This window comes from Plesiocystis pacifica SIR-1, assembly GCF_000170895.1.
Lineage (GTDB): Bacteria > Myxococcota_A > Polyangia > Nannocystales > Nannocystaceae > Plesiocystis > Plesiocystis pacifica.
In genome coordinates this window covers 50877-77441 of the sequence record NZ_ABCS01000045.1, presented here as the reverse complement: position 1 = coordinate 77441, position 26565 = coordinate 50877, and the positions used below count along the sequence as shown (strand labels likewise).

At 71.4% G+C, this 26565-nt stretch carries 22 protein-coding genes and 1 pseudogene; 3 read left to right on the top strand and 20 right to left on the bottom strand.

Features of this window, described 5'->3' with window-relative positions:
* Positions 1-261: 261 nt before the first annotated feature.
* The 11 genes from PPSIR1_RS22185 to PPSIR1_RS22135 all read right to left on the bottom strand — a co-directional run bounded on the left by PPSIR1_RS22185 (position 262) and on the right by PPSIR1_RS22135 (position 13831).
* Complete coding sequence (locus PPSIR1_RS22185) at positions 262-1941, bottom strand: SpoIID/LytB domain-containing protein (RefSeq protein ID WP_006973397.1); 1680 nt, start codon at positions 1939-1941, stop codon at positions 262-264.
* A gap of 48 nt (positions 1942-1989) precedes the next feature.
* Positions 1990-2595, bottom strand: coding sequence for a CPBP family intramembrane glutamic endopeptidase (locus PPSIR1_RS43475; protein ID WP_006973396.1), 606 nt, complete (start codon positions 2593-2595; stop codon positions 1990-1992).
* A gap of 160 nt (positions 2596-2755) precedes the next feature.
* Positions 2756-4273: a trypsin-like serine protease gene (locus PPSIR1_RS22175; RefSeq protein WP_086001586.1), complete on the bottom strand. Its 1518-nt coding sequence runs from the start codon at positions 4271-4273 to the stop codon at positions 2756-2758.
* Between the two features lie 61 nt (positions 4274-4334).
* A complete protein-coding gene (locus PPSIR1_RS22170; protein WP_006973394.1) occupies positions 4335-5711 on the bottom strand; it encodes a serine/threonine-protein kinase in 1377 nt (458 codons plus the stop codon).
* Between the two features lie 177 nt (positions 5712-5888).
* Positions 5889-6605 carry a hypothetical protein gene (locus PPSIR1_RS22165; RefSeq protein WP_006973393.1) on the bottom strand — a complete coding sequence of 239 codons (717 nt, stop codon included), beginning with the start codon at positions 6603-6605 and terminating at the stop codon, positions 5889-5891.
* Entirely contained in the window at positions 6557-7333 is a 777-nt protein-coding gene (locus PPSIR1_RS22160) for an alpha/beta fold hydrolase (RefSeq protein ID WP_045116513.1), read from the bottom strand. The genes PPSIR1_RS22165 and PPSIR1_RS22160 overlap by 49 nt, the downstream gene beginning before the upstream one ends.
* A gap of 62 nt (positions 7334-7395) precedes the next feature.
* Positions 7396-8889, bottom strand: coding sequence for an amino acid adenylation domain-containing protein (locus tag PPSIR1_RS22155; protein WP_006973391.1), 1494 nt, complete (start codon positions 8887-8889; stop codon positions 7396-7398).
* The gene (locus tag PPSIR1_RS22150; protein WP_045116512.1) at positions 8886-10028 is read right to left on the bottom strand and encodes an acyl-CoA dehydrogenase family protein; all 1143 of its coding nucleotides are present in this window, start codon (positions 10026-10028) and stop codon (positions 8886-8888) included. The genes PPSIR1_RS22155 and PPSIR1_RS22150 overlap by 4 nt, the downstream gene beginning before the upstream one ends.
* 2 nt (positions 10029-10030) lie before the next feature.
* Positions 10031-10999: a TSUP family transporter gene (locus PPSIR1_RS22145; protein ID WP_006973389.1), complete on the bottom strand. Its 969-nt coding sequence runs from the start codon at positions 10997-10999 to the stop codon at positions 10031-10033.
* 182 nt (positions 11000-11181) lie between these two features.
* Positions 11182-12729 carry a phospholipase D-like domain-containing protein gene (locus PPSIR1_RS22140; RefSeq protein WP_006973388.1) on the bottom strand — a complete coding sequence of 516 codons (1548 nt, stop codon included), beginning with the start codon at positions 12727-12729 and terminating at the stop codon, positions 11182-11184.
* A gap of 112 nt (positions 12730-12841) precedes the next feature.
* Complete coding sequence (locus tag PPSIR1_RS22135; RefSeq protein ID WP_198154584.1) at positions 12842-13831, bottom strand: peptidoglycan-binding domain-containing protein; 990 nt, start codon at positions 13829-13831, stop codon at positions 12842-12844.
* Positions 13832-14010: 179 nt separating this feature from the next.
* Between PPSIR1_RS22135 and PPSIR1_RS22130 the strand changes: the two genes are divergently transcribed.
* Complete coding sequence (locus tag PPSIR1_RS22130; RefSeq protein WP_006973386.1) at positions 14011-15108, top strand: alpha/beta fold hydrolase; 1098 nt, start codon at positions 14011-14013, stop codon at positions 15106-15108.
* Here the strand turns inward: PPSIR1_RS22130 and PPSIR1_RS22125 are convergent.
* The 6 genes from PPSIR1_RS22125 to PPSIR1_RS22100 all read right to left on the bottom strand — a co-directional run bounded on the left by PPSIR1_RS22125 (position 15099) and on the right by PPSIR1_RS22100 (position 19988).
* Entirely contained in the window at positions 15099-15539 is a 441-nt protein-coding gene (locus tag PPSIR1_RS22125) for a hypothetical protein (protein ID WP_006973385.1), read from the bottom strand. The two genes, PPSIR1_RS22130 and PPSIR1_RS22125, sit on opposite strands and share 10 nt — an antisense overlap.
* 25 nt (positions 15540-15564) lie before the next feature.
* Positions 15565-16770, bottom strand: a complete 1206-nt coding sequence (locus PPSIR1_RS22120; RefSeq protein WP_006973384.1) for a DUF2169 family type VI secretion system accessory protein — start codon at positions 16768-16770, stop codon at positions 15565-15567.
* Positions 16770-17807 (bottom strand): hypothetical protein, encoded by a 1038-nt coding sequence (locus PPSIR1_RS22115; RefSeq protein ID WP_006973383.1) that lies wholly within the window; start codon positions 17805-17807, stop codon positions 16770-16772. The genes PPSIR1_RS22120 and PPSIR1_RS22115 overlap by 1 nt, the downstream gene beginning before the upstream one ends.
* Positions 17808-17813: 6 nt before the next feature.
* A complete protein-coding gene (locus PPSIR1_RS22110) occupies positions 17814-18806 on the bottom strand; it encodes a DUF2169 domain-containing protein (protein ID WP_006973382.1) in 993 nt (330 codons plus the stop codon).
* 18 nt (positions 18807-18824) lie between these two features.
* The gene (locus PPSIR1_RS22105) at positions 18825-19211 is read right to left on the bottom strand and encodes a hypothetical protein (protein WP_006973381.1); all 387 of its coding nucleotides are present in this window, start codon (positions 19209-19211) and stop codon (positions 18825-18827) included.
* A 186-nt stretch (positions 19212-19397) separates the two neighbouring features.
* Positions 19398-19988 (bottom strand): peroxiredoxin-like family protein, encoded by a 591-nt coding sequence (locus PPSIR1_RS22100; protein ID WP_157595831.1) that lies wholly within the window; start codon positions 19986-19988, stop codon positions 19398-19400.
* A gap of 34 nt (positions 19989-20022) precedes the next feature.
* Here PPSIR1_RS22100 and PPSIR1_RS22095 point away from each other — a divergent pair.
* Positions 20023-21030, top strand: a pseudogene (locus tag PPSIR1_RS22095) (serine hydrolase domain-containing protein); the annotation flags it as partial.
* Positions 21031-21043: 13 nt separating this feature from the next.
* On the opposite strand, the gene PPSIR1_RS43470 reads toward PPSIR1_RS22095, so the two are convergent.
* The 3 genes from PPSIR1_RS43470 to PPSIR1_RS22080 form a co-directional block, all read right to left on the bottom strand.
* Positions 21044-21682 (bottom strand): cyclic nucleotide-binding domain-containing protein, encoded by a 639-nt coding sequence (locus tag PPSIR1_RS43470; RefSeq protein ID WP_006973378.1) that lies wholly within the window; start codon positions 21680-21682, stop codon positions 21044-21046.
* Positions 21679-22383, bottom strand: coding sequence for an AhpC/TSA family protein (locus PPSIR1_RS22085; RefSeq protein WP_157595830.1), 705 nt, complete (start codon positions 22381-22383; stop codon positions 21679-21681). The genes PPSIR1_RS43470 and PPSIR1_RS22085 overlap by 4 nt, the downstream gene beginning before the upstream one ends.
* Before the next feature lie 204 nt (positions 22384-22587).
* A complete protein-coding gene (locus PPSIR1_RS22080; RefSeq protein WP_006973376.1) occupies positions 22588-23148 on the bottom strand; it encodes an ATP/GTP-binding protein in 561 nt (186 codons plus the stop codon).
* Positions 23149-23289: 141 nt separating this feature from the next.
* On the opposite strand from PPSIR1_RS22080, the gene PPSIR1_RS22075 reads away from it, so the two are divergent.
* Positions 23290-26541: a serine/threonine-protein kinase gene (locus PPSIR1_RS22075; protein ID WP_006973375.1), complete on the top strand. Its 3252-nt coding sequence runs from the start codon at positions 23290-23292 to the stop codon at positions 26539-26541.
* Positions 26542-26565: the final 24 nt, after the last annotated feature.

Here is a 26565-nt window from a genome sequence, read left to right as displayed (position 1 = left end):
GTGAAGATTTCACAGTCCCTGTCTAGTTTAGCCGTCGTGGACGACGCCACGCCCTCCCTGCCCCACGTCCACGACTCAGAGGGTCGGCCAAAACGAGTTCTGGCCGACCCTCTGTCTAGTTTAGCCGTCGTGGACGACGCCACGCCCTCCCTGCCCCACGTCCACGACTCAGAGGGTCGGCCAAAACGAGTTCTGGCCGACCCTCTGTCTGCTTTAGCCGTCGTGGACGACGCCACGCCCTCCCTGCCCCACGTCCACGACTCACCACAGCCGCACGAGCTTCGAGTCGCGGTAGTAGTGGTGCAGGATCGGTCCGTAAGTCTTGCCGGCCGCGGCCATGCCCATGGCGCCGTGCTGGCACATGCCCACGCCGTGGCCGTAGCCGCCGCCGCGGAGCACGAAGCGGCCGTGGCGGTCGCGCTGCTCCTCGACCACGAACATCGACGAGCGCAGGCCGCCGAGGGCTCGGCGGATCCGCAGCTCGCCGTGGAGCTCGACGCTGCGGCGGACGCCGTGGAGGGTGGCGTGGGTCGCCCGGCCGCTGCGGCCGCGGGCGTGGAGCTCCACGCCCACGAGCTTGCCGAGGTCCGCGGGCACGCCCGGGTTGCCGGCGACGGAGCTGGGGTCGACGGTCGCGGTCCACCGGTAGGCCTCGGCGACGGCGCTCGAGCGCGGGCGGCTGTAGGTGTCGTGGGCCTCGGCCAACCACGCGTCGATGTTGTCGGCGTCGATGCCCTCGCCGAAGCGCTCGGCCTGGCGGGGGTCGACGGTGCCGCGCAGCTGCGGATCGGCCGGGCTCGGCCAGACCCGCTCGTTGTCCTCGGTGTGCCCGCCGCAGTTGGCCGAGTAGACCGTGTCGACGAGCTGGGTCTCGTTGGGCCGCATGAGCACCCGGCCGATGGTGCGGTTGACCGCGGCGGTGGTCCGCGAGTCCTCGCTCCCCGCCCCGGCGTAGACCTGGCAGTGCTGGTGCGCGCACAGGATGAAGGGGTCGTCGAGGTGGCGGGTGCCGACCTTGGTCAGCAGGTGGCCGCGGGCGGCGACGGCCTGGGCCTTGAGGGCCTCGCTGGGGGCGGAGGCGAAGATCTCGGCGGGCACGATGCCCGCGAGGATCTCGCTCTCGCGGGCGAGGTTGACCACCGCGAGCTTGCCGTTGCGATCGATGGCGACGTAGATCTGCCCGCGGTAGGGGCGGTCGCCGAGGACGTGGCCAGCGCCGTCTTCGACGTCGTGGACCGTGGTCAAGCCGCCGCGGCTCGGGGCGAACCACAGCACGCCCTCGGCCTCGACTTTGACCCCGGTCTCGAGGTCCTCGGCGACGATGCGGCCCCGGGAGCGGCGCTCGACCTCGGGGTGCAGGCGCGGGAGGATGCCGTGGGCTTCGGCGAGCTCGCGGGCGCGGGCCTCGGCCTCGCGCTCGGACGACAGGCGCTCGGTGGTCAGCAGGATCCGGCGGGTGTCGAGGACCTTGCCCGAGACCCCAAACAAGGTCCCGACCTCGCGCTCGGCGACGGCGAAGCCGCGGCCGCGCCAGCGCTCGGCGATATCCTCGGCGCGGCGCAGCTGCGTGGCCGGGACGGCGTCGAGGACGACCCGAAAGCGCTGCTCGGCGGGCTTGGAGTTGGACACGCGGATGCGCCAGCGGCCGCCGCCCGCGATCGCCGTGCCGCCCTCGCCGGAGGGCAGGGCGCGCAGGCCCTTGGGCGAGGACAGCAGGACCTCGCGCTTGCCCTGCATCACGCCGATCGACACCCGCGGCTGGCCGCTGTCGTCGAAGCGGAACTGGTTGCTGTAGACGAGGTCGACGCGGTCGCTGAGGCTCATGTCGCCCGCGAGGGCGCGCCCGCCCGTCAGCAGGGCCGCGCCCGTGACCGCCACGCCGCCACACAGCGTGTGCAGGAAGCCTCGGCGAGACGCCGCGGTCTTTGCCCAGTTGGCCATGGTCTGGCGATGGCACGGATGGCCCCGCCGACCAAAAAAGCGGCGCGTTCAGCTGGGCTGGACCGGGCCGCGCAGGACCATCGGCGGGTCCTTGCGGGTCACGTAGACCAGGTTGATCGCGTTGATCACGAAGTGGGCCGCGATCGCGGGGCCGAGGTTGCCGGACCACAGCGTCAGCCCGGCGAAGAGCAGGCCCATGAGCCCCGCGGAGGCCGTCCACGGCCACAGCTCGCGGCGGGGCGGGACGTGCAGCAGGGCGAAGGCCAGGCTGCTCAGCCACGGGCCCCAGGCGTCGAGCATGGCCGCGCGGAAGAAGATCTCCTCTCCGATCGCGCTGGCGGCCGCGAGCGCGAGGAGCTCGGCGCTCGTCGGTCGTCCGAGCAGGGCGCGGAAGTCCCGGTGCAGGGCCGGGAGCCACGACCAGCGCCGCTCCCCGGCGCGGAAGGCCGCGATCACCACGAGCGCCGCGGCCACGCCCAGCAGCGGGGTCCACAGCAGCTCGAGCGCGCCGACCTCCGGGCTCGCGCGCCAAAAGTCGTTGGTGTCCTGGGCAGCGGCGTGCCAGAGGAAGCCGGCGAGGGCGAGGCCGAGGTAGAACTCGACGGCGATCGAGCCCCGCGGGCCGCCGGGCTTGGCTTTCGAGTCGAGGCGCACCCGCGCACAGAGTACGCCGCCTGTGTCACGGGTCCAACGCAGGTCGGGTAGTGGGGCGTTCGGGGGCACGCTGGGATCCCGCCTCCGCGTCGCGGGTGTCAGGCGCCATGTCCGCCTCACTCCGGGTGAGGTCAGGGTCCGGGCGGAGCTGAAACCTGAATCAGTGCCTACGGCGGCGCCGCGCGAGGGTGCCGAGGCCGAGGAGGCCCAGGCCCGCCCACAGCCACGAGTCGCGGCCCGAGCCCGCGTCGCTCGTCCGGCAGTTGCAGCCCGAGTCGTCGGTGATCGGGGCCGCCGGCACCCCCGACTCCGTGCCGACCTCGTCGGCGCCCTCGTCGGTCTCGGTGTCGGTCTCTTCCTCGGAGCTCTCGTCGTCGTTGGATGGGTCGCCGACGGTGAAGGTCACGCTGGCCTGCCCCTCGTTGCCGGCGTAGTCGAGGGCCACGGCCGTGAGCGTGTACTCGCCGTTGGTGAACTGCGCGTTGGCCCACTCCCACGGCCCGGGCTCGTCCCAGGGTAGGCGCTCTTTGAGGCCCACGGACATGTCGTTGATGAACAGCTCGACCGAGAGCACGGCGTAGCTGTCCTCGTCGGCGGTCTCGACCACGATGTCGAAGGTCGTCGGGGAGTCCGGGTAGTTCGCGGCGTCCGTGGGCACGGTGAAGCTGACCTCGGGCGGCAGCACGTCCTCGGGCCAGGAGATGCCGGGGCCGCAGGTGGACGGCTCTTGGCCCACGGAGCCGTCGCAGCCCATGGCCCACGAGCCGCCGGCGGTCGGGTTGGCGGCGGCGCCGGTGCAGTCCGGCCCGGGGTTCCAGGTCCCGTCGGCGTCGGTGCAGGGCGTGATGTCGAGGCCGGTCTGCTCTTCGACCCAGCCGACCATGCTGAACATGGTCACGTAGATGCCGTAGTTGTCGCAGCCCTCGGGGCCGCCGGACAGGATCCCGAAGGCGCGCCAGCCCCCGTCCTCGAGCTGCACGAAGCCGCTGCTGCCCGAGTCGCCGCCGCAGGTGCTGGTCTCCATGGTCCCGGCGGCGAGGGTCAGGTCGACGTCGTCGCTGCTGATCTCGGTCATGCCCCAGCGCTTGGTCCCGGCGTCGTTTTGGCCCTCGTCGGTGAGCCCGAAGCCGGCGACGGCGACGGGGGTGCCGAGGCCGAGCTCGAGGACCTCGCAGCCCATGATCGGCGGGGTCGGGGCGATGTTGGTGACGGGGCTGCTCAGCCGGCAGTAGGCGTAGTCCGACGGCCCGACGTTGCCGGTCCAGCCCGGGAACAGCACGCACTCGGACACGGACACGGCGAAGTCGGGGTCGAACAGATCCTCGCCGAAGCGGATCTCATCGGGGGGGCCGCCAGCGTTGGCGTCCATGCAGTGCGCCGCGGTCAGGACGATCTCGGGGTGGACGAGGGTCCCGCTGCAGATGCTCCCGCCGTTGAACAGGCCGACGATGGTCGGCCACTGGCAGGTCGAGGCCACCTGGCCGCCGTAGATCTCGGGCTGGGCCTCGCTGACGGGGGCTTCGTAGCCCGGGCTCGGGCTTGGGTTTGGGCTGGGCTGCTGCGCCGACGCGACGCCGAAGGGCGCGAGCCCGAGGCCGAGCGCAATCGCCACGGCCACCGGGGAGCCCCGGCGGCTGCGCTCCATCTTCATCCACGAACCACGAGCCAAGACGCGCATGCGGGGATGCTATCCCGAGCGCGCGAGCCCTGGCGAGGGCGCCGGCGTGATGTCGCCGCGTTCACAGGGCCCAGGCGACCCAGCCCGCGACGCCGCCGAGGAACATGAGCGTGGAGAACGCGGCCATGATCATCGTGGCCAGGGGGCGGCGATCGGCGACGCGGCTGACCTGCACCGAGCTGTGCTTGATGAAGGTGATGGGGCAGACGACGTCGAAATCGCCCGAGCGGACCCGCGCGAGCTCCCACAGGACCTCCTCGACGTCGGCCATGCGCGCGTCGACGTCGCGCTCGAGGCCCTTGACCACGAAGTGGCGCAGCTCCGAGGGGATCGGCGCCTGGGCGGGGTGGGGCGCGAAGGCGGGATCGACCGCCGAGGGCCGGGGCCGCTCTTGCACGCTGAGCAGGGTCTCGACGTGGTTCTTGCCCTCGGGGATGTAGGGCTCGAGGGTCAGCAGCTCGTAGAGCAGGACGAAGGCGCTGTAGATGTCGCTGCGCCCGTCGAGCTCGGACACGGCGCCCGCGGCCTGCTCCGGCGACATGTACTGGGGCGTGCCGACGACGGCCCCGTCGACGGTCTCGGCCGAGGCGCGCTCGATGGTGCCGAGGCGGCCCGGGCTCGCGCTCGCGCCAGACGGGCGGGCCTCGGTGCGCATGCGGTGGGCGATGCCCCAGTCCATGAGCACGACCTCGCCGTAGCGGCCGACCATCACGTTCTCGGGCTTGATGTCGCGGTGGACCAGGCCCTGGCCGTGGGCGTACTGCAGCGCGCGCAGCAAGGACACGAAGATGTCGAGGCGGCGGGCGATGGTGTAGGTCGCGTGGGCCTCGGCGTCGCCCTTGGCGAGCTTCTCGATCACGTCGCCGAGGGTCTCGCCCTCGATGTACTTCATGACGAAGAAGAGCGCGCCGTCCTCGTCGACGCCGACGTCGTGGATGGGGACGATGTTGGGGTGCTCGAGGCTGCCGACGGTGCGCACCTCGTCGATGAAGCGGGCCACGGCGTGGGGGTTGTCCTCGTCGAGCAGGCGCTTGAGGGCCACGGGCCGACCGATGTCGAGGTCGCGAGCCAGGCGCACCTCGCCCATGCCGCCGCGGCCGAGGACCGCGTCGCTCGCGTAGCGGGTCTGCTGCCGGGGCACGAGGGTCACGCGCTGGCCCTCGACCCGGACCTCGGGCAGCACGGTGACCGCGCCGAGGGTGGCCGGGCCGCGGGTCCCCGTCGCGCCGCCGCTCGTGGGCGGCTGGGTGCTCGGGTTGTCGCTGCGCAGCCCGTTGAAGTCGATGGTGTCCGTGGCCCCGCTGGCGAACAGGGTCTCGGCGTGGGTGTCCGCCTTCTCGGCCGCCGGTGTCGGCGGCGCGAGGGTCGCGCCAAGGGCAGGGTCAGCGGCCGGGGGGCGGCTGGGGGTGTAGGCGACGGTCTGGCGTGGGTCGGTCATCGGTGGCTCTCCATGCTCGACGTTCGACCTGGGCTGGGATCGACGTCGTCTTGGAAACGGACGCTCGAGGCGGGGCAACCCCAGGTTACGGAGTCGCTGGATCAACGTTACTGCCGGGCGCGGTGCCGCGTCCATGGCTTCATGGGCCGACTGGGGGGTGCCTATGGCGCCCCTCGCTCAGCGTCCCCAGTAGTAGCCGAACCACACCCCGAGCAGCACGGTGTTGCTCATGGGCCGACCCTTGGCCGCGGGGGTGAAGCCGCGCCAGCTCAGCTCGGGGCCCACGGCCCAGCCGCCCGGCTCCTTGGGCCGCTTGCGCCCCGCGCCGGGGAAGAACTCGTAGCGCAGCGAGCCCGAGAACTTGGGCCCGCCGACGCCGCCTCGGGTCTCGGTCCGGTCGTCGAGGAGCAGGCCGGCGCCAAAGCCAAAGCCGACGTGGATCGACAAGGGGTGCCGAGGGTTGGGATAGACGCCGGCGTCGATCATCAGGCCGCCGACCATGAACACGTTGTTTGGGCCGAAGTAGAACCCGCCGCCGGTGTCGACCCCGAGGGTCAGCCAGGGGTAGACGGCCTGGCCCAGGCGCAGGGCTCCGCCGCCGCCCCCGAGGGCGGAGGAGTGGGGGAGCTCGAGGTTGGGCGAGTAGACCCAGCTCAGCGCTGGCCAGATGCCCATGCCGAAGTAGGTGCCCGAGATGCGCGGCGGGGCCTCGGCGGGCTCTGGCTCTGGCTCTGGCTCCTCACCAGCCTCGAGCGCAGGGGCCTCGGCGCTAGCGGGCGCCTCGGCGCGTACCGTCGGGCTCCAGCCCCAGCACGCGAGGGCCAGGCACGGGGGCAGCGCCCCGCTCAGGCCGAGGGCAGCGAGCTCTCGGCGAATTGGACGATCGTGTCGCAAAAGCGCCCGACCTGCTCACGGTGCGGGTAGTGGCCGCACTCGTCGATGACGACGATCTCGCTCCGCGGGATCTCGGCGGAGCTCTCGTACATGGCCTCGAGCGGCACGAGCCCATCGTTCTTGCCGGCGACGAAGAGCAGCGGCCCTTCATAGTCGAACAGGCACTCGAGCCAGGTGACGGGGTCGAGGGAATTCGCGTGGGCGCGCTGGACCTTGTTGTCCATGCGCGCCAGCAACAGGCGCAGGGCCGAGGGGCCCAGGGGCGGCGGCTTGAACCAGGAGTTGCGCAGCAGGCGATCGAGCTCGGCGGCGGTCCGGGGCATGAGCTGCGTGGGCGTGGGCAGGGCCTCGACGAACACCGGCCAGCCGACGAGGGCCAGGCCGCACACCTCGGGGGCCCGGACGCCGCCGGTGGCCACCGCCGCGCCGACGCTGTTGCCGATGAGGATCTTGGGGCCGTCGATGGTCTTGCACAGCTCCTCGCACCACTGGCCCATGAGGTCGTCGAAGGTCGGCGGGGCCTCGCCCTCCTGCATGCCATAGCCCGGCGGGTCGACGGCCATGGACCGGAAGCCTCGCCGCGCCATCTCCTCGAGGGTCGGCACGTAGTTGATCGCCGAGTCGCCGATCGCCGGGAAGAACAGGATGCTCCCTCGACCCTCGCCCGCCCCAATCAGGCGCGTCTCCCCGGTTGGGAGCGAGAGCACGTGGTGGGAAAGTGCGGCCATGGCTTGGCTGTCGCGGAGTCTCGAAGGTGGAGCCCACTCCGAGCTGACCCTCGGATTCTATCCTACACCTGGGGGGTGGCCAGGGCGCGCCGGTCGATTTTTCCGTTTCGCGTCCGCGGGAGCGCGTCTACGACCTCGACGCGGTCGATGATCATGTAGTGGGGGAGCCGCTCGGCGCAAGCCCGCTTCAGGGCTAGGAGAGAGGGCGCACGCTCCCCCTCGACCTCGACGACGGCCACCAGCTTGGCCGCCAGTCCCTCGCCGCGGACAACGACGGCGACGTCACGGATACTGTCCTGGAGACCAAGAGCGGCTTCGATCTCGCCCAGCTCCACGCGGTGACCGCGAACCTTGACCATGTGGTCCCGGCGACCGATGAAGTAGAGCTCGCCGTCCTCCTCGAGACGAACGATGTCTCCGGTCGGGTAGGGGCCGACATGGGGATCACGCCCCCAGTAGCCGAGCATGACCGTTGGACCGCTGACGTAGAGCTCGCCGCGTTCGCCCGGACCCGCGCGCTCGCCCGAGTCCGTCTGGACCCAGACCTCGTCGCCGCTGCAGGCCCTGCCGATGGGGACGGGGTGCGTGCGATCGGGGGCGATGTCGACGACCTCGTAGGCCGTGCACACGTTGGTCTCCGTCGGGCCGTAGAGGTTGAAAAAGCGCGCCCGGGTCCAGCGCTCCCGCAGCGCCCGAAGGTGCGCGATGGGGAAGCTCTCGCCGGCGAAACAAAACACCCGGGGCTCCCACTCGGGGGCCTCGCTCTCGCCCTCGAACAGCCCCCCGCTCTGCACCATCAGGATCAGCGCCGAGGGGACCGAGTACCACACCGAGATCTGCTCGCGGCGGGCGTAGTCGACCAGGCGCCGGGGCGAGCTCGCGGCGCTCTCGGTCAGCAGGCACACGCAGGCCCCGACGGCGAAGGCCCCGTAGAGGTCGAGCACGGACAGGTCGAAGTGGAAGGGGGCGTGGCTCGAGAAGCGGTCCTCGGCGCGCAGCTCGAGGGCCTCGACGCCCCAGTCGACGAAGGCGCGGGCGTTGAGGTGGCTGATGCACACGCCCTTGGGGGTGCCGGTGGAGCCGGAGGTATAGAGGATGTAGGCGAGCTCGGTCTCGGCGGGGCTGTGGTGCTCCGCGAGGCGCTCGCCAGCGCGCATCAGCGTCCGCCAGCCCTCCTCGCCCGTGGCGACCAGCATCGTCGGGGCCTCGGCCTTGGCCACGCGGTGCTCGTCGGTGACGACCACCCGCGCCCCGGCGTCGCGGACGATGGTGTTGGCGCGGGGGGTCGGCGAGAGGGGGTCGACGGGCACATAGACCGCGCCGATGCGCAGGCAGGCCTGCATCGCGGCGACGGCCAGGACCGACTTGTCGAGCCACAGGCCGACGCGGTCGCCGGCCTCGACCCCGATCAGGCGCAGGCGCTGGCCGAGGACGTCGGCGAGGGCGTCGAGCTCGGCGTAGGTGATGTCGCCGTCCCAGCCGCGCACGGCCACGCGCTCGGGCGTTCGGGCCGCGCTCGCGCGCACGAGGGGGTGCAGGAGTCGCTGCCCGCTCACAGCCCCAGCTCCTTGGCGATCAGGTTGCGCTGGATCTCCGAGGTGCCCGAGAACAAGGTCGCGGCCACGCTGTCCCGCAAGCTGCGCTCGACCTGGGCCTCGCGGGTGTAGCCGATGCCGCCGAAGATCTGGATGAGGTCGAGGCCCGACTGGACCGCGGCCTCGCTGACGGCGACCTTGGACATGGCGATCTCGGCCGTCGCCGTGTCCCCGTGGTCGCGCAGCCAGCACGCGCGGTAGAGCAGCAGCCGGGCCGAGTCGAGGCGCATGCGCATGTTGACGATCTTGTGCGACACGGCCTGGAAGCTGCCGATCGGGCGCCGGAACTGCCGCCGCTCCTTGGCGTACTCGATGGCCTGCTCGAGGTTGCGCTGCATCAGCCCGAGGTAGGCGGCGAACAGGCAGCCCCGCTCCCAGTGCATGGAGTTGGCGAAGATCTTGGCGCCGTCGCCCTCCTCGCCCACGCGCCGGCTGACCGGGACCATGCAGTCCTCGAAGTAGACCGAGGCGATCGGCGAGGTCTCGAGGCCCATCTTGTGGAAGGGCTCGCCGACGCGCAGCCCGGGGCTCTCGCGGTCGACGGCGAAGGCCGTGATGCCCATGTAGCCCCACGCCGGGTTGACGTTGGCGTAGACCAGCAGCAGGTCGGACACGGGCCCGTTGCTGGCGTAGCTCTTGATCCCGTTGAGGCGGTAGTGGTCGCCCTCGAGGGTCGCCGTGGTCTTGAGCGCGGAGCTGTCCGAGCCGGCCTCGGCCTCGGTCATGGCGTTGGCGGCGACGCGCGTGCCCGCGGCCAGGTCCGCGAGCAGCTCGTCCTTGAGGGCCTCGCTGCCCGTCTCGACGATCGGCGCGACGCAGGCGAACTGGTGGGCCGAGGCGGAGAACACCAGGCCCATGTCCTGGCAGCCGTAGCCGAAGGCCTCGATCATCCGCGCCGTGTCGACGCAGCTCAGGCCCATGCCCCCGTAGGCCTCGGGCACGCACAGGCCGAGCAGGCCGAACTCGCCGCAGGCGCGCCACTGCTCCCGCGGGAAGCGGGCGGCGGCGAGGCGCTCGTCGAGGCCGTCGTTGAGCGTACGACAGAACTTGACCGTCGAGTCGTACTGGGCTTGCATGTCTTCGGACCAGGAGAAATCCATGCTCACTCCGTCGAGGGCGATGGCGCGGGGGCCGAGCTTTCGAGGCGGCGCTGGCCCAGGCGAGCCATCCCGCTGAACAGGGCCAGGCCGACGAGGAAGATGGCCGCCGAGAAGCTCAGCAGGACCGGCGTCTGGGGGATGATGATGAGCGCCGCCACGAACTGAATGAGGATCGAGGCGATCAGGAAGCGGGCGATGAACAGGCGGCTGCGGCTGCGGATGAACTGGGCGCCGAGCGGGGCCCCGACCACGACCACGGGGACCGCGACCCACCAGTAGTTCCACGCCTCGGGGGCCAGGCCGCCGCCGAGGGTGCCCTTGTAGAGCGCGCCCGCGAGGGCGTTGAGGCCCATGAGCACCACCGAGGTCGGCGTCGCCACGCTCTCGGACACGCGGAACACCAGGACCAGCAGGGAGAAGGTCAGGATGTCGACGCCCGAGCCGGTGATCGAGGTGACGACGCCGCCGATGATCCCGATGGCCAGGAACAGCAGCTTGGCCCGGGTCGTGTCGATGGTGTGGTCGTCCTTGACCTCGCGCTCCGCGGCCCGGTTGATCATCCACAGCGCCCCGGCGAAGGCCAGCCAGGTCGAGGTGAACAGCATCTTGGCGAAGGGCGGGGGGATGATCGGGGCGAGCCACTCGAGGCCCGCGAACACGCCCACGACGCCGCCGACGCTGGTCCACACCAGGCAGGACTTGACCACCGGCACCCGGGTCCAGAGGATGGTCAGGCCCGCCGCGATCATGCCGACGGACTGAATCATCAGCGAGAAGTCCCGGGCGATGGCGGGCTTGATGTGGAACACCATCGTCATCACCGGGAAGGCGACGGCGCCCCCGCCCTCGGAGGTCGCGCCCGCGATGAACGAGCCGAACGCCATGGTGATCGACATGAAGTAGTTGTCGGGGAACAGCGACCAGCGGTCGCCGACGATCATGGCGATGGTCCAGGGGATCCAGACCGCCAAGGCCGTGATGATGATTGCGCGACGACGAAGAGTGCTCGCGCTCGATGCGTTTTCTCGTGCCTCCATGGCTCCTCCATTTGATTGGACCCAATCCGTGGGTCCAATGGCTCCACCCTAGACCGGTGTCGGAGCCTTGACAAGCTCAGCGCAGCCTGGCTCGGCGCAGCCTGGCTCAGCGCAGCCTAGCGCACCGCGGCGCGCTCAGTCGCGGCCCGAGCCGGGTGTTGGCAGGTGATCTTGTCCTTTGGAACGACCCAGTGCGGGGGCAGCTCGGGCAGCGGCGGCGGGTTCGGGCCGCAGCCGGGGTCCTCGGCATCGTCCGCGTGGTCGTAGTCGTTGTCGAAGCCGTCGGAGCAGGAGAAGCCCGAGTCGGGCGACTCGGGGTCGGGGTTCTCCCGGGCCCAGCGCTCGGGGATGCCGGCCCACATCTGGTCGAAGAACTGGTGGTACTGCCCGGCGAGCTCGGGGCTGCGGATGATCAGCGTGTTCTCGTCGTTGTCCCACTCGCCGGCCGAGGTCCAGTTCATCGATCCGGCGATCAGCACCTCGCCGTCGACGGCCGCGGACTTCATGTGCATCTTGCCGCCCCAGGCCTCGACCTTGACCGGGATGCCGACCTCGCGGAGGAGCTCGTGCTTGGTGTAGCCGTTCTTGGCCGCGGTCGCGTCGAGGATCACGCGGATCTCGACGCCGCGCTCGTGGGCCTTGATGAGGTCCCTGGTGATGGCCTTGTTGGTCAGGAAGAACACCGCGATGTCGATGCGCTCGCGCGCGGACTTGAGCACGGGGCGGACGCCGTCGGAGATGGCCCGGTCCTGGGGGGAGAAGCGCACCTCGACCTCGGCGTCGCCGACCCGCGTGGTCAGCCGGTCGCCGTAGACGTCCTCGCTCGCCGGCTTTTGCTGGTGGTGCTTGCCGGCGTACATCGTCTCGAACTCCCGGGCGTACCAGGAGGCGACGGTCGGCGAGTCGAGCACGAGGACGAGGTTGGCGTTGTAGCCCCCGGTGCCCGAGTCGCTGACGTTGGTCGAGCCCGTCCACACGTAGCGGCCGTCGACCACGAAGTACTTATCGTGCATGATCTTGTTGAAGGCCTTGCCGCTCTCGTCGTCCGGCCCGCCGCCGAAGGGCTCGCGGCTGGCGTGGGTAGCGAGCAGGCAGCGGTCGCCGAGGTCGTAGGCCAGGCACTGGACGTAGCCGGCGAAGCCGTCGGGGCGCTCGCAGGGCGGGTCGGCGGCGAACTTCTTGGCCCGCTCCTCGCGCTCGAACTCTCGCTGCAGCTGCTGGTCCGCGCGCTGGTCGTCGTGCACGTCGCCGAGGGCGGACACCAGCTGGTCCGTGTTCGTGTAGTAGTTTTGGCCGGCGACGTCGCGATCGACGACGCCGCGGACCTCGACCCCCCGGGCCTTGGCGTCCTCGAGGGCCGCGAGGATCACCGTCTGGTTGCGCATGCCGTAGAGGGCGAAGTCGATGGAGTGCTCGGCCCCCTCGATGAGCTCGAGCAAGGAGGTGCACAGCTCGACGTCGCACTGCCCCGTGGGCGCCTCGCGGCCCGAGGGGTCGTTGAGCACCAGGCGGATCGAGCCGTTCGGATCGCCGTCGTGGTCGACCCCCAGCGGCGCGCTCGCGCGGCGAGTCGGCTGGCTCGGGCTGACGCTGGCCGGGCCGTCGCAGGCGAGGGCGAGGCTGGCGAGGCCGAGCAGCGCGACGGCGGCCGCTCGCGTCAGCACAGCAGAGCCAGACGGGACACGACGTCGCACCCCCCAATCTTAGGGCCAGGTCGGGGGAGCGGGGCAGATTTCGTGGCCAAACGTTTCGGTGACGAACGTTGATTTTGCGCGTTTACGCCGTCGCGCGCGCCGCTCGGAGCAGCGAGGCGATCTCCTCGGAGTCGGCGATGGAGCTCAGGCTCCAGTAGATGACCGTGTCGATGGTGGTCTCGCGGACGGCCTCGAGGTTCGCCTCGACCGCCTGTCGGAGGGTGAAGCCCTCGATGCCCTCTTGGCGGAAGGCGGGCAAGCCGACGGCGCCGACCTTGTCGGGGCCGAAGCTGCCGCGCCAGCGCCGGACGCCCCGGGACACCACCGTGCCGGGGGTCGAGCCGTTGCGGTTGGTCGCGTAGCACTGAGGGACGAGGTGGTCGACGGCGTCGGCGAGGGGGGCGAAGGGCTCGGTCGGGACGAAGGCGATGCCGTTGGCGGCCATGGGGCAAGACAGGCCGGCGAACAGCTCGCGCAGCTGGGCGGCCGCGTCGGCGTGGGGCTGCGCGTCGACGGCCTGGGTCCACGGCTCCTCGGCGTCCCACTGCAGCGAGGCCACGCCCAGGTCCGCGCACAGCGGCAGGAGCTGCGCCGCGGCCTCGCGGATGAAGGACGCGTGGGGCATCAGCCAGCTCATGAAGTGGACCTCGAGCCCGGCGGACTTGGCGGTCTGCGTCAGCGTCCGGATCTTGCTCTTGGTGAAGGTGTCGAAGGTCGCGACGGCCCGGTCCTTGGCGAAGTCGTTGATGACGATGTCGAGCCGGTTGAGCCGCGCGCTCTCGCAAGCCCGGACCGCGTCGTCCGGGTTGTTGAGGTTGGTCTGCCGCGTCCACGCCCCGATGGTACGGATCGGGAAGCGGAACAGCCGGGGCTGCTCGGCCTTGAGCGTGGCGTAGGTGCCCGCGCCGACCATGCCGTCGGCTTTGAGGCCGTGGCGGCCTTGCCACTGTTTCACCGCTTCGACGGTCTCGTCGTTCCACGCACCGGTCACCGACGTCCCAGTGGCCTTTTGGATGGCCTCGATCTGGACCGTGGTGTAGTGACGGTTGCGGTTGTAGTCGAGCGCGGACATGGTCCAAGTGTCGCCCACGAGCGCGACCTGGCGCCAATAGATTGGACCACCCCGGGCGTACGCGACGCCTGGGCGTCGCTGGTGGAGCTTGGCGCACAGACCCTGGCGTGGGGCATTCCCCGACCAAGCGTTTGCGTCTACCATCGGGACCGAGAATTGCCCGAGCGGCTACCGAGCCCATGCTCCGCACTTCGTCCAGCCTCGCCTCCCTCGCCTCCCTCGCCTCCGCGGGCCGCCTCGCCCTGGCCGCCTTGACGGTGGCGAGCCTGAGCGCGTGCGCGAGCCAGGTCAAGCAGGGCAGCGAGCCGTGGTCGCCCCCGTCCTACTGGGACGACGAGCACTTCGTCGAGATCGCCGGCGAGCGCATCTGCTACCTCGAAGCGGGCCCGCCCGCGGACGCCCCCGGGGTCGAGACCCTGGTGTTCGTGCACGGCTGGAGCGGCAACCTGCAAAACTGGTGGGACCAGTACGAGCACTTCAGCCTCGACCACCACGTGGTCGTGTTCGACGCGCCGGGCCACGGCAAGTCCGAGCGTGACCCGGAGGTGAGCTACACCCCGGAGCTCTACGTCGAGGTCCTCGACGGCCTGTTCGACGCCCTCGACATCGAGCGGGCCACGGTCATCGGCAACTCGGCCGGGGGCTACATCGCGGCCGAGTTCGCCATCGAGCACCCCGAGCACGTCGAGCGCCTGGTGCTCTCGGACTCCACGGGCACGCGCCACCTCGGCTCCGTCGCCCCGGTCTTGCCCTTCCTCAACGCCCGCTGGCTGCAGATCGCCAACCTGACCTCGGGCGAGCACTACCCCGGCCAGGACCCCAAGAGCCAGGCCCGCCAGACCTTCGTGGCCAGCTTCGAGGGCACCGTCGAGGAGGCGCCCTACCTGCGAGTGCTCGCCGATCTGCTCCGCCCCAGCTACGCGCGCATCCCCAAGGAGGCCCTCGCCAGCATCGAGGCGCCGACCCTGGTGCTGTGGGGCGACGACGACCCGATCGTGCCGGTCAAGGCCATGGAGACCTTCGAGGACAACATCCCGACGGTGACCAGCTACGTCATCCACCTCGGCGGGCACACGCCGATGATGACCTCGCCCGACGAGTTCAACTGCGCCCTGCGGACCTTCCTGAGCCAAGCGCCCATGGACGGGTGCAAGGCGTACGCGCTGACGGTGCAGCGCCGCCGCGATCGCCTGGCCGGCAAGGAGTGGGGGCCGCGCTACGACTCGGCCGCGCTCGTGGACGCCGCGGAGTCTTCGACGCCGGCCGGTCAGCCCTGACCCTGACCCTGGCCCGGCGAGAGCCCGAGGGCCTCGGCGATGGCGCGCAGCTTGGCCTCGCCGGCCTCGCCCGTGGGCAAGGTGAGCAGCGCTGGGGTCGGGCCCGCGTCGGTTTGCAGGTGGAGCTCGAGGGTCGGCTCGCGGCCGGCGGGGGTGTCGAGCTGTGTGGCCAGCGCGCACTGGTCCGCCGGGGCCTCGCCGCGGACCAGGAAGGCCCGCCACACCAGGCGCTCGCCCTGCCGACGGATGACGACGAAGCTGGTCAGCACGTGCGCGATCACGCCGACGCCGATGACCCCCAAGCTGATCCACACACGCGCGTCCCCGTCGGGAGACAGGCTGCTGACCAGGCCGAGGGCGATCAGGCCCGCGAGGACCGCGAGCCCGCCCACGGGGACGACGGTGACGCGGTGATGGCTGCAGCGGAGCATGGCGGAGGCGGGGCGGAGCTCGAGCTCACCACTCGACGAGGTAGGGCATCTTTATGAGCTCGTGCTCGAGGTAGGGGCGCCGCGCCGGGGTCCAGCCATACCAGACCAGGGTCAGGCGCTGCTCGTCGGGCTCGATGAGCACGGACGAGAGCTTGGCCTCGAGCTCGCGCACGCTGCCCTGGCGATCGTCGACCCACAGCTTGGGCCGCTCGCCGGGCAGCTGCAGGAGCCACTGGGGCAGGCTGGGGTGCAGGTTGGTCAGGGTCAGCAGCTCGTCGCCGCGCAGCTGGGCCACGCGCATGCCCAGGGACGCGCCGTTGAGGGCGCGGCGATCGAAGGACTCGGCGGGGGTGTTGTCGGGGTCGAAGAGCTCGCGCTCGGCGTGGCCAAAGCGCAGCTCCGGGAAGGCGTCGATGGACGGGGCGAGGTCGACGTCCTCCCAGTCGGGGCAGTCGCCGAACCAGCCCAGGCGCGGGAAGGTGCCGTGGTCGAGCCAGTCGAAGGACGCGGGCAGGGGCTGGAGGGGCCAGTGCCACATGTCCCCGACGACGAGGCGCTCGGGGGTCAGCAGGTCGTGGGGGTGCTCGAGGTTGGGCAGCTCGAGGGCGTCGAGGGACTCGCGCTCGAACTCCACGAGGTAGCCCTTGCCCGCGCGGTTGCGGGGGTAGTGCCACAGGCTCAGGGCCGCGCGGGCGAGGTCTCGCTCGGACTCGGGGACGCCCGCGAGCATGGGCTCGAAGGGGAAGCCGCGGCGGGCCTCGCCGCGCTCGTCGCAGCCGCCGTAGGCGTTGCGGTAGGACAGCGCGACCTTGTCGACCCGAGCCGGCGGCGAGAAGGCGATGCGCCCGGTCTGGCTCAGGCCCGCCCGGCGATCGCCGTGGACCTGGAGCTGGGCCCGGAAGGCGCCGCGATCGACCAGGACCTCGGCGAGCCAGCTGGGCGTGCCGGGGTGGTTCCAGGCGTGGCCGCGGACGACCAGGTCGACGGCGAGCTTGTCCAGGAACACGTCCGAGTCGGCGAGGATCAGCTCGCGGTGCTCGGGGTCGTCGACGGGCCCGAGGTTGAGGGGAGCCTGCTCGGCCAGGGGCGTGCAGCGGCCGTGGGGGTCGACGGCGTAGCTTCGCTTGGCCACGACCCCGAGCACCGAGCGGCGCTGGCGATCGATGGCCGAGATCGGCATCTGCGTGGTGAAGGGCGAGTCCGGGACGTGAAATTCGCTGGGATCGAACATCACAGCTCCTCGACGCAGCTGTCGTTGAGGTAGTGGCGGGTCGCGTCGGCCGGGGTCGGCTCGGGCGTGGGCGGGGTGCTGGGGTCCACGGGCGTGGAGCTCGGGGGGGGCGTGTCGAAGAAGTCGTGGACCGCACCCTCCGAGGGGATGACCCTGTCGATCTGCTCGCGGGACTTGCTGTAGGCCGTGGGCCCGCCGATGGCCGGGGCGTCGGCGGCGGTCCCCAGGGGCGAGCCGATGAAGAAGTTGACCACGTTCTCGCCGGTCAGGGCGAAGTGGCGCTCGACGAAGCGCGTCACGGGGTTGAGGTTGCGCCCGGCCTTGGCGGCGACCATGCGGGCGTAGTCGTTGACGGTGCCCTTGAAGGCGCCGCTGCGGTTCGCCGCGCGCCAGGCCCGGCGCAGGCCGGGGGTCGCCTTGGCCGCGGCCTTGCTCATGGACTTGATGCCCAGGCGCGGGCCGATGCGGTTGAACAGGCGCTGGAAGCCCTTGCCGATCCAGCCCATGTACTTGTAGCCGATCCAGTTGAGGGCGGCCTGGAGGGCGAAGTCGAGGACCATGCTGTAGAGCCCGGCCAGGAAGTCGGCCCAGGTCATGCCCACGGCGGTGGTGTTGAAGGCCAGGACCGCGTCGAGGGGGGTCGGGACCGGGAAGCCGCAGTTGAGGTTGATGTTCGCGACCACGGCGATGGCCGCCGCCGGGTTGCCGCTGCCCCCGTTTTGGTCGGTGACCTGGATCGCCGCGGGGCCGAAGTGGCACTTGGACCCGGAGAACAGCATCTCGACGAAGATGGTCACGCTGAAGGTCCCGATGTGGGGGATCAGCATGCCGATGTCCGAGCCCTTGACCATGGCCTGCTGCGTCGAGTCGGCGAACACCGAGGTCGTGTACAGCTTCGTCAGGCTCAGCGGGTTGCCCATGATGTGGAACACGAAGTAGGGCGAGGGCGCGGGCAGGGGCCCCGGGGGGAGCACGGGGATGTGCCAGTCACACCCGATCATCGGGTGGTACCAGCGCAGCACGTTGAACATGGCCATGGTGGGTCAGCCTTCGTGGGCGCGCGGGGACCAGTGCAGCTCGCAGCTCCGAGCCTGCATGCGCTCCACGGTGTAGCGGAAGGGGTAGCGGTAGGTGATGAACACGCGGTCGAGGTCGGGCTCGACGCCGATCTGGTCGTAGGCGAGCTCGCGGACCACGGTCTTGTCGCCCAGGCGCACCCGGGCGACCAGGGGCGGGGTGGGCAGGCGAAAGCCGACGGCACCTTGCTCGCGGACCCCGTAGACCTGGCAGCGCGCATGCGGAGGCGGGGGCGGGGCGACCAGATCGGGGAAGGCCTCGTTGAAGAACGAGGGCTCGATCTTGGTGATGACCCCGCGCTCGTCGAGCACGGTGTTGCGCGTGGCCTTGGGCCCGAACTGCGGCGGGCAAAAGCCGACGCCGACGGGGTCGGGGTGATCGCTCCAGCGCTGCACGGGGCGCCGGGGATCCTCGATGTTGGCCAGGGGCTGCTCGAGGGCCGCGGCGGCCTCGGTGTAGTAGCCCTTGCCCTCGGGGTTGGACACGTGGGGGACCGGGAGCTGGTCCCAGGTCTGCACGCCGCCGAAGGCGTTGGCCATGCTCAGCTCGCACTCGACGAAGGGCCGGGGCGCGGTCGCGACCAGCTCGCCGCCGAAGCTGCGGGTCCACAGCCGCTCGCCGTAGACGTCCACGCCGCTGACGAAGCTGTAGCCCGCCGCGTCGTCGAGGTAGACGCGGACCTCGACCTTGGGCGCGGGCTGGCCCCGGGGGGCGCGGGCCGAGCCGAGCACGATCAGGTCGACGCCGCCGCGGTAAAAGCAGTCCTCGGGCGGGCGGAGGCCGGCGGGGCTGTCGTACTCGGCCTTGTCGATGGGCCAGTCCTGGGCGGAGTCGAGGAGCAGCCGGCCGTCGACGATGCGGTAGGTGATGCGCGCGACCACGGCCGCGGCCATGCGGTCGTCGTCGACGATGGTCCGCCACAAGATCGCGGGGACCGGGGTGAAGTTTTGCAGCTCCATCGCCGAATCCCGAGCCGATCAGCAATTGAGCCGAATGCGCTCGCCGTTGATGCGGACGTCGTCGTTGGCCTTGATCCGCACGTCGCCCAGGCGCGAGCGGATGTGGTGCTCGCGGGCGTCCACGGCCATGTCCCGATCGCTCTCGAGCACGAGGTCTTTGCCGCTGCGGATCGACACGCCCTCCTTGCCGTGGATCGCGACCTGATCCCCGACGAGGTTGAGGGTGCCGGTGACGGCGAGGGTCAGGCCGTGGCCGAGGGTGAGCACGGCGCCCTCGGGGCCGATGGTCACGCGCAGCGCCTCGGCCCCGTCGGGTGCCGCGATTCGAACCATCGGGCCGTTGGGCTCGTGGTCCACGTGCAGGCGGTATTGATCGAGGGCGATCTCTACGGGCTCTCGCGACATCGCGCGGAGTCTACATGACCCGAAGCCCATCTCCGCGTGCGCAGATGAGTCTCTGCGAGGGGTTGGGCCCATCCCCGCGCGGCGGGAGGGGGACTCAGAGGGTCGGCCAAAACGAGTTTGGCCAACCCTCTGTCTACTCTAGCCGTCGTGGACGACGCCACGCCCTCCCTGCCCCACGTCCACGACTCAGGCGGGCTGCGGATTGGCCGCGTCGGGGCCCCGCGCGACGGCCTGATTCACGGCCTCGAGCAGGTCATCGACGGGCGCGTTGTCGTGGTAGTCGTCGTTGAGCCAGGCGTACTCGATGGTGCCGCCAGGCCCGATGACGTGGGCCGCCCCGTACTTGAAGGGGTTGGGTCCGGACTTGCCCTGGCGCTCACCGGCGAGCAGGGCCTTGAGGGCGTGCCACAGGATCTTGGGGTGCAGCCAGCCCATCTTCGAGCGGTCGTGGCGGACGTGCAGGGCCTCGTAGCTGGCGAGGTGGCGATCGACGAGGACCAGGTAGGGGATCTTGCGCTCTTCGATGAAGTCCCGGGTGTACTGCCGGCCCCCCGTGCCCACGGCGACGAGCTGGGCCCCGGCGGCCTCGAAGTCGCCGAAGGAGTCGCGCAGCGCCCCGGCGTAGTGGCGGCACAAGATGCAGCCGAAGTGGCGCAGGTGGATGAAGACCACGGCGCGCTCGGCCCACAGGTCGCCGAGGCGATGGGCCTCGCTGTCGGCGTCGACGAGGGTGATGTCGGCGAGCTCGGTCAGCTGCTCCGGCCTGGTCGCAACCACGGGCACGCCGTGAAGGTAGCACGCTCTCCGGGGCCTCGCCGTGGGCCTGGTCCGCGACGGGGAGGTCCAGATGAGCGCGGCCTACGGGTGGTCACAGCTCGGCGAGCTCGAGCCCATGACCGTCGACACCCCGATCTTGCTGTCGAGCGTGAGCAAGACCTTCATCGGGGTGACCGCGATGATGGCCGTCGAGGACGGGGTGCTCGAGCTCGACGACCCCCTCGGGGCGCACCTCGACTTCGCCGTCGACAACCCCAAGCTCGACGGCGAGACCATCACCGTGCGCGACGCCCTGACCCACAACACGGGCCTGCGCGACACCGGCGAGTACGACGACAGCTACGTCGTCGGCGATCCGAGCGTGGGCCTGGAACGCTTCGGCGAGGGCTACGTGACCAAAAAGGGCGAGTTTTGGCGCAGCCGCAATTTTAGCCGCAGCTGGCCGGGGACGCGCTTTCGCTACAGCAACGTCGGGGCGTCCCTGGGCGCCTTGGCAGTGGCCGAGGCCGAAGCGCTCGAGTTCATGGACCTGGTCCGGACCCGGGTGCTCGAGCCCCTGGACATGGACGACAGCGCCTACCTGCTCGCCGAGCTGCCCCGGGAGCCGGCCGTGCCCTACGGCGGCACGACCAAAGCCGGGCGCTTCGAGCCCTGGCCGCAGTACGGCTACCCCACCTACCCCGACGGCATGCTGCGCTCGAGCGCCGACGACATGGCGCGCTACCTGGCGATGATCGGCGGGGGCGGGCGCCTCGACGGCGTCGAGCTGCTCCCCGCCGCGCGCGTCGACGAGATGCTCACCGTCGACGCCGGCGCGGGCACGGACGAGGACGGGCAGTGCGTGGCCTGGGCCATGCGCGAGGTCGACGGCCGGGAGCTGTTCGGCCACAACGGCGGCGACTTTGGCTCGACCACCGAGCTGTGGCTGGACCGCGAGGCGGGCGTGGGCGTGGTCGTGCTCCTGGCCGCGGACGTGCCGGACTTTCGGGCCCTGGTCGAGCTCGAGATGGAGCTGCTGGACCTGGTCGAGGCGGGGGCCTAGCTCAGGATCAGGATCAGCCCGCGCGCAGCTTGGCGGCCATGTCCGTGCCGAGGATCAGCTGCAAGGCCGCGCGGGTGTCCGGGTGGCCGTCGAGGAACGCGCGCAGCCCCTCGCGCGGCCAGCTGAGCACCTCGACCGCCCTGGGCTCGCCGGCGTTGGCGACGACCCGGGCCGAGGTCGGCTCGCCGGTCAGGAAGCTCATCTCGCCCACGAAGCTGCCGGCGTTCAGCTCGGCCACGCTGCGCTCGCCGACGAGGACCTCGAGGGTCCCGGCCTCGATGACGTGGAGCTGATCGAGGACCTCGCCTTCGGCGACGAGCTGCTCCCCGGGGGCGACGCTGCGCCAGGTCCCGAGCTGCGCCAGGGCGAGGAACTCTCGGGGCTGGAGGGTCCGGAACACGCGCTGGTAGAGCTGCTGCTGGCGCTCGTCGAGGTGGCAGGGCCGGCGCTCGATGAGCAGGCGGACCATCTGGTAGACGTTGATGGCCACGAACACCCCGTTCCAGATGATCGGCGGCCACAGGTCGTTGGCCAGGTAGTAGGGGATGAGCGTGGCGATCGCGACGATCGTCAGGCCGCGCAGCCACAGGATGTCGCGGACCAGGTAGGAGACCAGGAACAGGACGTTGGCGACGTGGACGAGGGCGTTCACAGCACGAAACCTCCGGCGCGTTTGTGTCGAACGACGCGCATGGCCAGGGCCGCGGCGACGAGCTCGGAGCCGTCGACGTTGTCGGCGGTGTAGCGCGCGCGGTAGAGCCAGGCGACGCGCCCTTCGTGGTCGAGGAGCACGGCCCCGCCTTGTTGGGTGACCTCGCCCTGGAGGCCGCGGCCGGGGCGGAAGCCGTCCATGATGGCGACGAGCTGGTACCACCACGCGCGCGGCTCGACGGCGGACCACAGCGAGCGGCGCATGTCGGCGGCGGCGTAGCTGCCCAGGGCGGGATCGCAGACCATCACGACGGCCTTGTCGGTCAGGGCGTGGCGCTGGGCGAAGGCCGCCATCTGCTCGGCGTCGCCGCTGCCGATGAACACCGCGCGCACGCCCAGCGCGCTCAGCTCGAGCACGCGCGGGCTGAGCTCCTCGACCTGGCGGCTGCAGCCCACGCAGGCGTAGTGGCGCAGGAACAGCAGCAGGGCCGGGCCGAGCTCAGGGACTGTGAAGTTTTCACAGTCCCTGTCCACTTTAGCCGTCGCGGACGACGCCACGCCCTCCCTGCCCCACGTCCGCGACTCAGCCCCTGCTTCGGGGTCGGGCTCGAAGGTCGAGCGCAGCGACACCTCCCGGCCGTCCTGGGTGCGGACCCGGGCGTCGAGCAGCGCCGACGGGGCGAGGCTCCCGAGTTCGAGCATCGCCGTCATGATAGCGAGATGTGAATGGCGAGGTGCGTGGAGATCAAGAAGCCATAAAGAGGTCGCCGCGCGCGGTTGATCCCGCCGCCATCGCGGCCATGCTGATCGAGGGAGAGCCAAAGAGCAGTTCAACTCGGCGCGCGGGCTGTCCCGAAGGTGCACGGCCCGCGCGTCGAGTCTTGGAACGCTCTGGACCTACACGACCTACAGCAGCGGAAGCTGGGGCTGGAGGTAGCGGCTGCGCGCCTCCTCCTCGACGATGTCCAGCCAGTGCTCGCGCTGCGCCGGGGCCAGCCGCAGGGCCTGGACGCCGCGCCGGTCGAGCTCGCGGAGCAGGCGGTCGTCGATGGCTTGCTGGAAGGCCGCGTCCGTCGAGCGCATGCCGTCGGGCTTGAGCTCGGCGACGACCGGCACGTAGATCAGCAGGTCGTAGGTCCGCAGCCACGAGGCGACGAGGGTGTCGAGGGCGTCGTCGCGCCCGCCCGCGACGAGCAGGTAGACGTAGTTGTCGAGCACGCTGCGATCGCACAGGACCACGGGGTGGCGCGCGGCGGCGAGGAGCTCGTCGGCGATCTGCGTGTGCAGGATCCACGACTGCGCGGCGACGTTGGTGTCCTCGTTGATGCTCAGGGGGCAGCGCCGGGCGACCTCGTGAACGATGTCGAGGACGTAGTCCTGAGCCTTGAGTCGGGCGGCGAGGCCGTAGCAGAGGGTGGTCTTGCCGACCCCGTGGGTGCCGATGAAGCCGAGCTTGAGCTCCTTCACCCGCGGAGCCTACCAGCCTCGAGCAGGGGAGTTGCCCGTTCGAATGCGCGGGTTCGGCGCGGGGGCCTTTGTCTGTCCACGGGTCCGAGCGCAGCGTACCCTCGAAGGGCACCCGCCGATCGGGATCGGGGTCGCGCCGCCATGTCCGGAGAGGATCTCGAACGCACGCTCCTCCTCGAGGAGCACGAGAGAGCCCAGCGGGGCATCCCCGACTACGTCCCGCCTTCCCACGACGCCTTCCAGCTGGGTCGCTACCGCCTGCTCGAGTGCATCGGCGAGGGCGGCATGGGCTCGATCTTCCTGGCCGAGGACCCCGAGCTCGACCGCCACCTCGCGGTCAAGGTCCTGCACACGCCGGGGCGCGGCAACGCCCCGACCCGGCTGCTGCGCGAGGCCCAGGCCATGGCTCGCCTGTCGCACCCGAACGTCGTCGCCATCTACGACGTCGGCCGCATCGGCAGCGAGACCTTCATCGCCATGGAGTACCTCGGGGGCGGGACGCTCCAGACCTGGCTCGAGGCGCGGGACCGGAGCTGGGGGGAGGTGCTCGCCATGTACATGCGCGCCGGCCAGGGGCTCGCGGCGGCCCACGCCGCGGGCCTCATCCACCGCGACTTCAAGCCGGCCAACGTCTTGCTCACCCTCGAGGGCGTCCCCAAGGTCACGGACTTCGGCCTCGTCCGGGTGACCGAGGCCGCGCGCGAGCTCCACGACGCGGCGGCCCCCGAGCTCTACCGCGAGCTCGAGCGCAGCCCCTCGGAGAAGGTCTCGAGCTCGCGGATCGGCAAGGCCCTCGCCCTGCGCCTGACCCGGGACGGGGCGACCCTGGGGACCCCGGGCTACATGGCCCCCGAGCAGTTCCGGGGCCAGGTCGCGGACGCGCGCAGCGACCAGTTCTCGTTTTGCGTGGCGCTCTACGAGGCCCTGTGCGGCGCGACGCCCTTTGGCGGCGACAGCACCCGCTCCCGGGCCAAGGCCGTGTTGAGCAACGATCGCCTGCCCTGGCCCCGGGATCCGGCGCGCCCCATCCCCGACTGGATCGAGCCCATCCTCGACCGCGGCCTCGCGTTCGAGCCCGAGCGTCGGTGGCCGTCGATGACCGCCCTGCTGGACGCGCTCACGGGCGATCGGAGCCGGCGACGGAAGCAGCGACGGCGACGGGCCATCGGCGTGGGCGCGAGCGTTGCGCTGTGCGTCGGGATCGGGCTCGGCTTGGGCGTCCAGCGGCGGGCCCAGCGACGCGCCTGCTCCCGCGACGCGCACACCGTGGCCGGGCTGTGGCGCGACGGCCAGGCCGATCTCTTCGCCGCCCTCGAGGCCGGTGGGCCCCGCTACGCCGAGGCCCACAGCGCCCGGGTCATGGCCGCGACCGCCAATTGGGTCGAGCGCTGGGCCCGGGTCCGGGAGCAGCACTGCCTCGAGCGCGCCGGCCTCGGGGTCTCGGTGGAGGCCCTGCCCGCGACCGCGCAGAGCCGCTGCCTCGACAGCGACCGCGAGGCCTTCGCGGCGCTGCTCGAGGTGTTCGGCGAAGCGGGGCAGCGCGAGGGCGTGGCGGCCCACGCCCTCGAGGCCGTGGAGGCCCTGCCCCCGCCCGAGGACTGCGCGGCCCTCGACGGGGAGGTGCTGGTCGAGGAGGCCTGCGCCCCCGGGCTGTACCGCTCGCTCCACCGGCTGCGCATGCTCCAGCTCGCGGGCCTGTTTCACCAGGGCGCGCGCTTTGGGGCGAACTTGCTCGCGGATCCCGAGCTGCGCGCGTGCCCGGAGCTGCACGACGACGTCCGCGTGATCGCGGCCCAGCTCGACCACGCCCTCGATCGCCTCGACGAGGCCGACGCGGGCTTCCGCGCGGCCCTGCACTCGGCGGGGGTCCGCGACGATCTGCCCACGACCCTCGACGCGACCCTCGGCCTCGCCCGCGTCGCCGAGGCCCGCGAGCAGCCGGAGCTCGCCTTGTTCATGCTCGAGCTCACGGCCGTGCTGGTCGAGCGCCTCGGGAGCCCGCCCGAGCGCCAGGTCGAGCTGCACATCCACCGGGCTCGCTGCCAGTTCAGGCTCGCCGATCCCCAGGCCGCCGACGAGGAGCTGCGCGCGGCCCGGGCTCTGCTCGACGAGTTCCTCGGGGAGCAGCACCCCCTGCGCATCGAGTGGTCCTTGCTCAGCAGTGATCTCCACCACCTGCGCGGAGACTTCGACGCCGCCATCGCTGACTCAAAGAGCGCCCTGAGCCTCGCCAACGCCCTCTACGGCCCGGACCACCCCACGGCCCTGCGCGCCCTCAATGCGATGAGCTCGGCGCTGGACGACATCGACGGAGAGGCCGCGCTCGCCGTCCAGCGCCGCGCCGTGACCATGGTCGAGCACCTCTACCCCCTCGAGCACCCGCGGAACCTCGAGTCCAAGCTGGCCCTGGGCACGGCCCTGGCCACGAGCGGCCGCGCCAGAGAAGGGCTGGAGGTGCTCGCGCAGCTCATCGCGACCTTGGAGGCGATGGACGACCCGGACTCCCTGCTCTTGTCTCGGGCCCTGATCAACCGCGCCTACTTGCTCCGCTCCGAGTTTCGCTACGCCGAGGCTCGGCGCGCGCTGCTGCGGGCCGTCGAGGTGTCCGAGGACCCGGCTGGTCCCTCGCGCTTTTCCCTCGGCTACAGCCTCGCCTTGCTCGGCGACGTCCAGGGGCGGACCACCTCCCTCGACGAGGGCGCGGCGACCCTGGCCCGCGCGGCGGTGCTGCTGCGCGCCCTCGACCCCCAGCACCCGACCCTGGCGAGCCTCGGCGGGGACGCGGGCGCCCTCGAGCTGCGCCGCGGTCACCCGCGCGCCGCCGCCGATCACTATCGAGAGAGCCTGGCCATCGAGCGCGCGAGCAAGGGCGAGCACAGCCCGCGCCTGGCCCACTACCTCATCGGCCTGGGCCGAGCCTACGCCGCCCTCGGTCAGCGCGACGAGGCCCTCGCGCAGCTCGAGCGCGCCCGCGAGCTCAGCGGGCGCGAGCTCGACGAGCGGACGGCCCGGCTCGCGCGGACCAACGGACTGGGCCGCTCGATCGAGGCTGCCCTGCACGCGCGCGCGCTGATCGAGCTCGCGGCCTCGTTGCTCGAAGGCGGCGCGGGCGAGCGGGGAGACGCGGCTCGCGCTGCGGAGCGCGGACGTGCCCTCGAGCTGAGCACGGAGGCCTACGCCATGCGCGAGAGCGTGCGCGATCCCGTGCGTCGGGCGGAGCTGGTGTTCGTGCACGCCCGGGTCTTGGCCGCCCATGGCCAGCGTGAGTCGGCCCAGCGTGTCGCGGGCGAGGCCGCCCAGACCCTCGAGCACGCGCCTTCGAGCTGGATCGACGTCGAGCCGTTGCAGACGTTGATTCGGGACAGCCAGCTGCTGCCGTCGAGGTCGCGCTGAGTTTGGCGATCCACACGCCGACGC

Excerpts from the sequence above, each read along its gene's own strand:
- PPSIR1_RS22185 (WP_006973397.1), bottom strand. The coding sequence starts at position 1,941 with ATGGCCAACTGGGCAAAGACCGCGGCGTCTCGCCGAGGCTTCCTGCAC.
- PPSIR1_RS22175 (WP_086001586.1), bottom strand. The coding sequence starts at position 4,273 with ATGCGCGTCTTGGCTCGTGGTTCGTGGATGAAGATGGAGCGCAGCCGC.
- PPSIR1_RS22170 (WP_006973394.1), bottom strand. The coding sequence starts at position 5,711 with ATGACCGACCCACGCCAGACCGTCGCCTACACCCCCAGCCGCCCCCCG.
- PPSIR1_RS22160 (WP_045116513.1), bottom strand. The coding sequence starts at position 7,333 with ATGGCCGCACTTTCCCACCACGTGCTCTCGCTCCCAACCGGGGAGACG.
- PPSIR1_RS22150 (WP_045116512.1), bottom strand. The coding sequence starts at position 10,028 with ATGGATTTCTCCTGGTCCGAAGACATGCAAGCCCAGTACGACTCGACG.
- PPSIR1_RS22135 (WP_198154584.1), bottom strand. The coding sequence starts at position 13,831 with ATGTCCGCGCTCGACTACAACCGCAACCGTCACTACACCACGGTCCAG.
- PPSIR1_RS22130 (WP_006973386.1), top strand. The coding sequence starts at position 14,011 with ATGCTCCGCACTTCGTCCAGCCTCGCCTCCCTCGCCTCCCTCGCCTCC.
- PPSIR1_RS22125 (WP_006973385.1), bottom strand. The coding sequence starts at position 15,539 with ATGCTCCGCTGCAGCCATCACCGCGTCACCGTCGTCCCCGTGGGCGGG.
- PPSIR1_RS22120 (WP_006973384.1), bottom strand. The coding sequence starts at position 16,770 with ATGTTCGATCCCAGCGAATTTCACGTCCCGGACTCGCCCTTCACCACG.
- PPSIR1_RS22115 (WP_006973383.1), bottom strand. The coding sequence starts at position 17,807 with ATGGCCATGTTCAACGTGCTGCGCTGGTACCACCCGATGATCGGGTGT.
- PPSIR1_RS22110 (WP_006973382.1), bottom strand. The coding sequence starts at position 18,806 with ATGGAGCTGCAAAACTTCACCCCGGTCCCCGCGATCTTGTGGCGGACC.
- PPSIR1_RS22105 (WP_006973381.1), bottom strand. The coding sequence starts at position 19,211 with ATGTCGCGAGAGCCCGTAGAGATCGCCCTCGATCAATACCGCCTGCAC.
- PPSIR1_RS22085 (WP_157595830.1), bottom strand. The coding sequence starts at position 22,383 with ATGCTCGAACTCGGGAGCCTCGCCCCGTCGGCGCTGCTCGACGCCCGG.
- PPSIR1_RS22075 (WP_006973375.1), top strand. The coding sequence starts at position 23,290 with ATGTCCGGAGAGGATCTCGAACGCACGCTCCTCCTCGAGGAGCACGAG.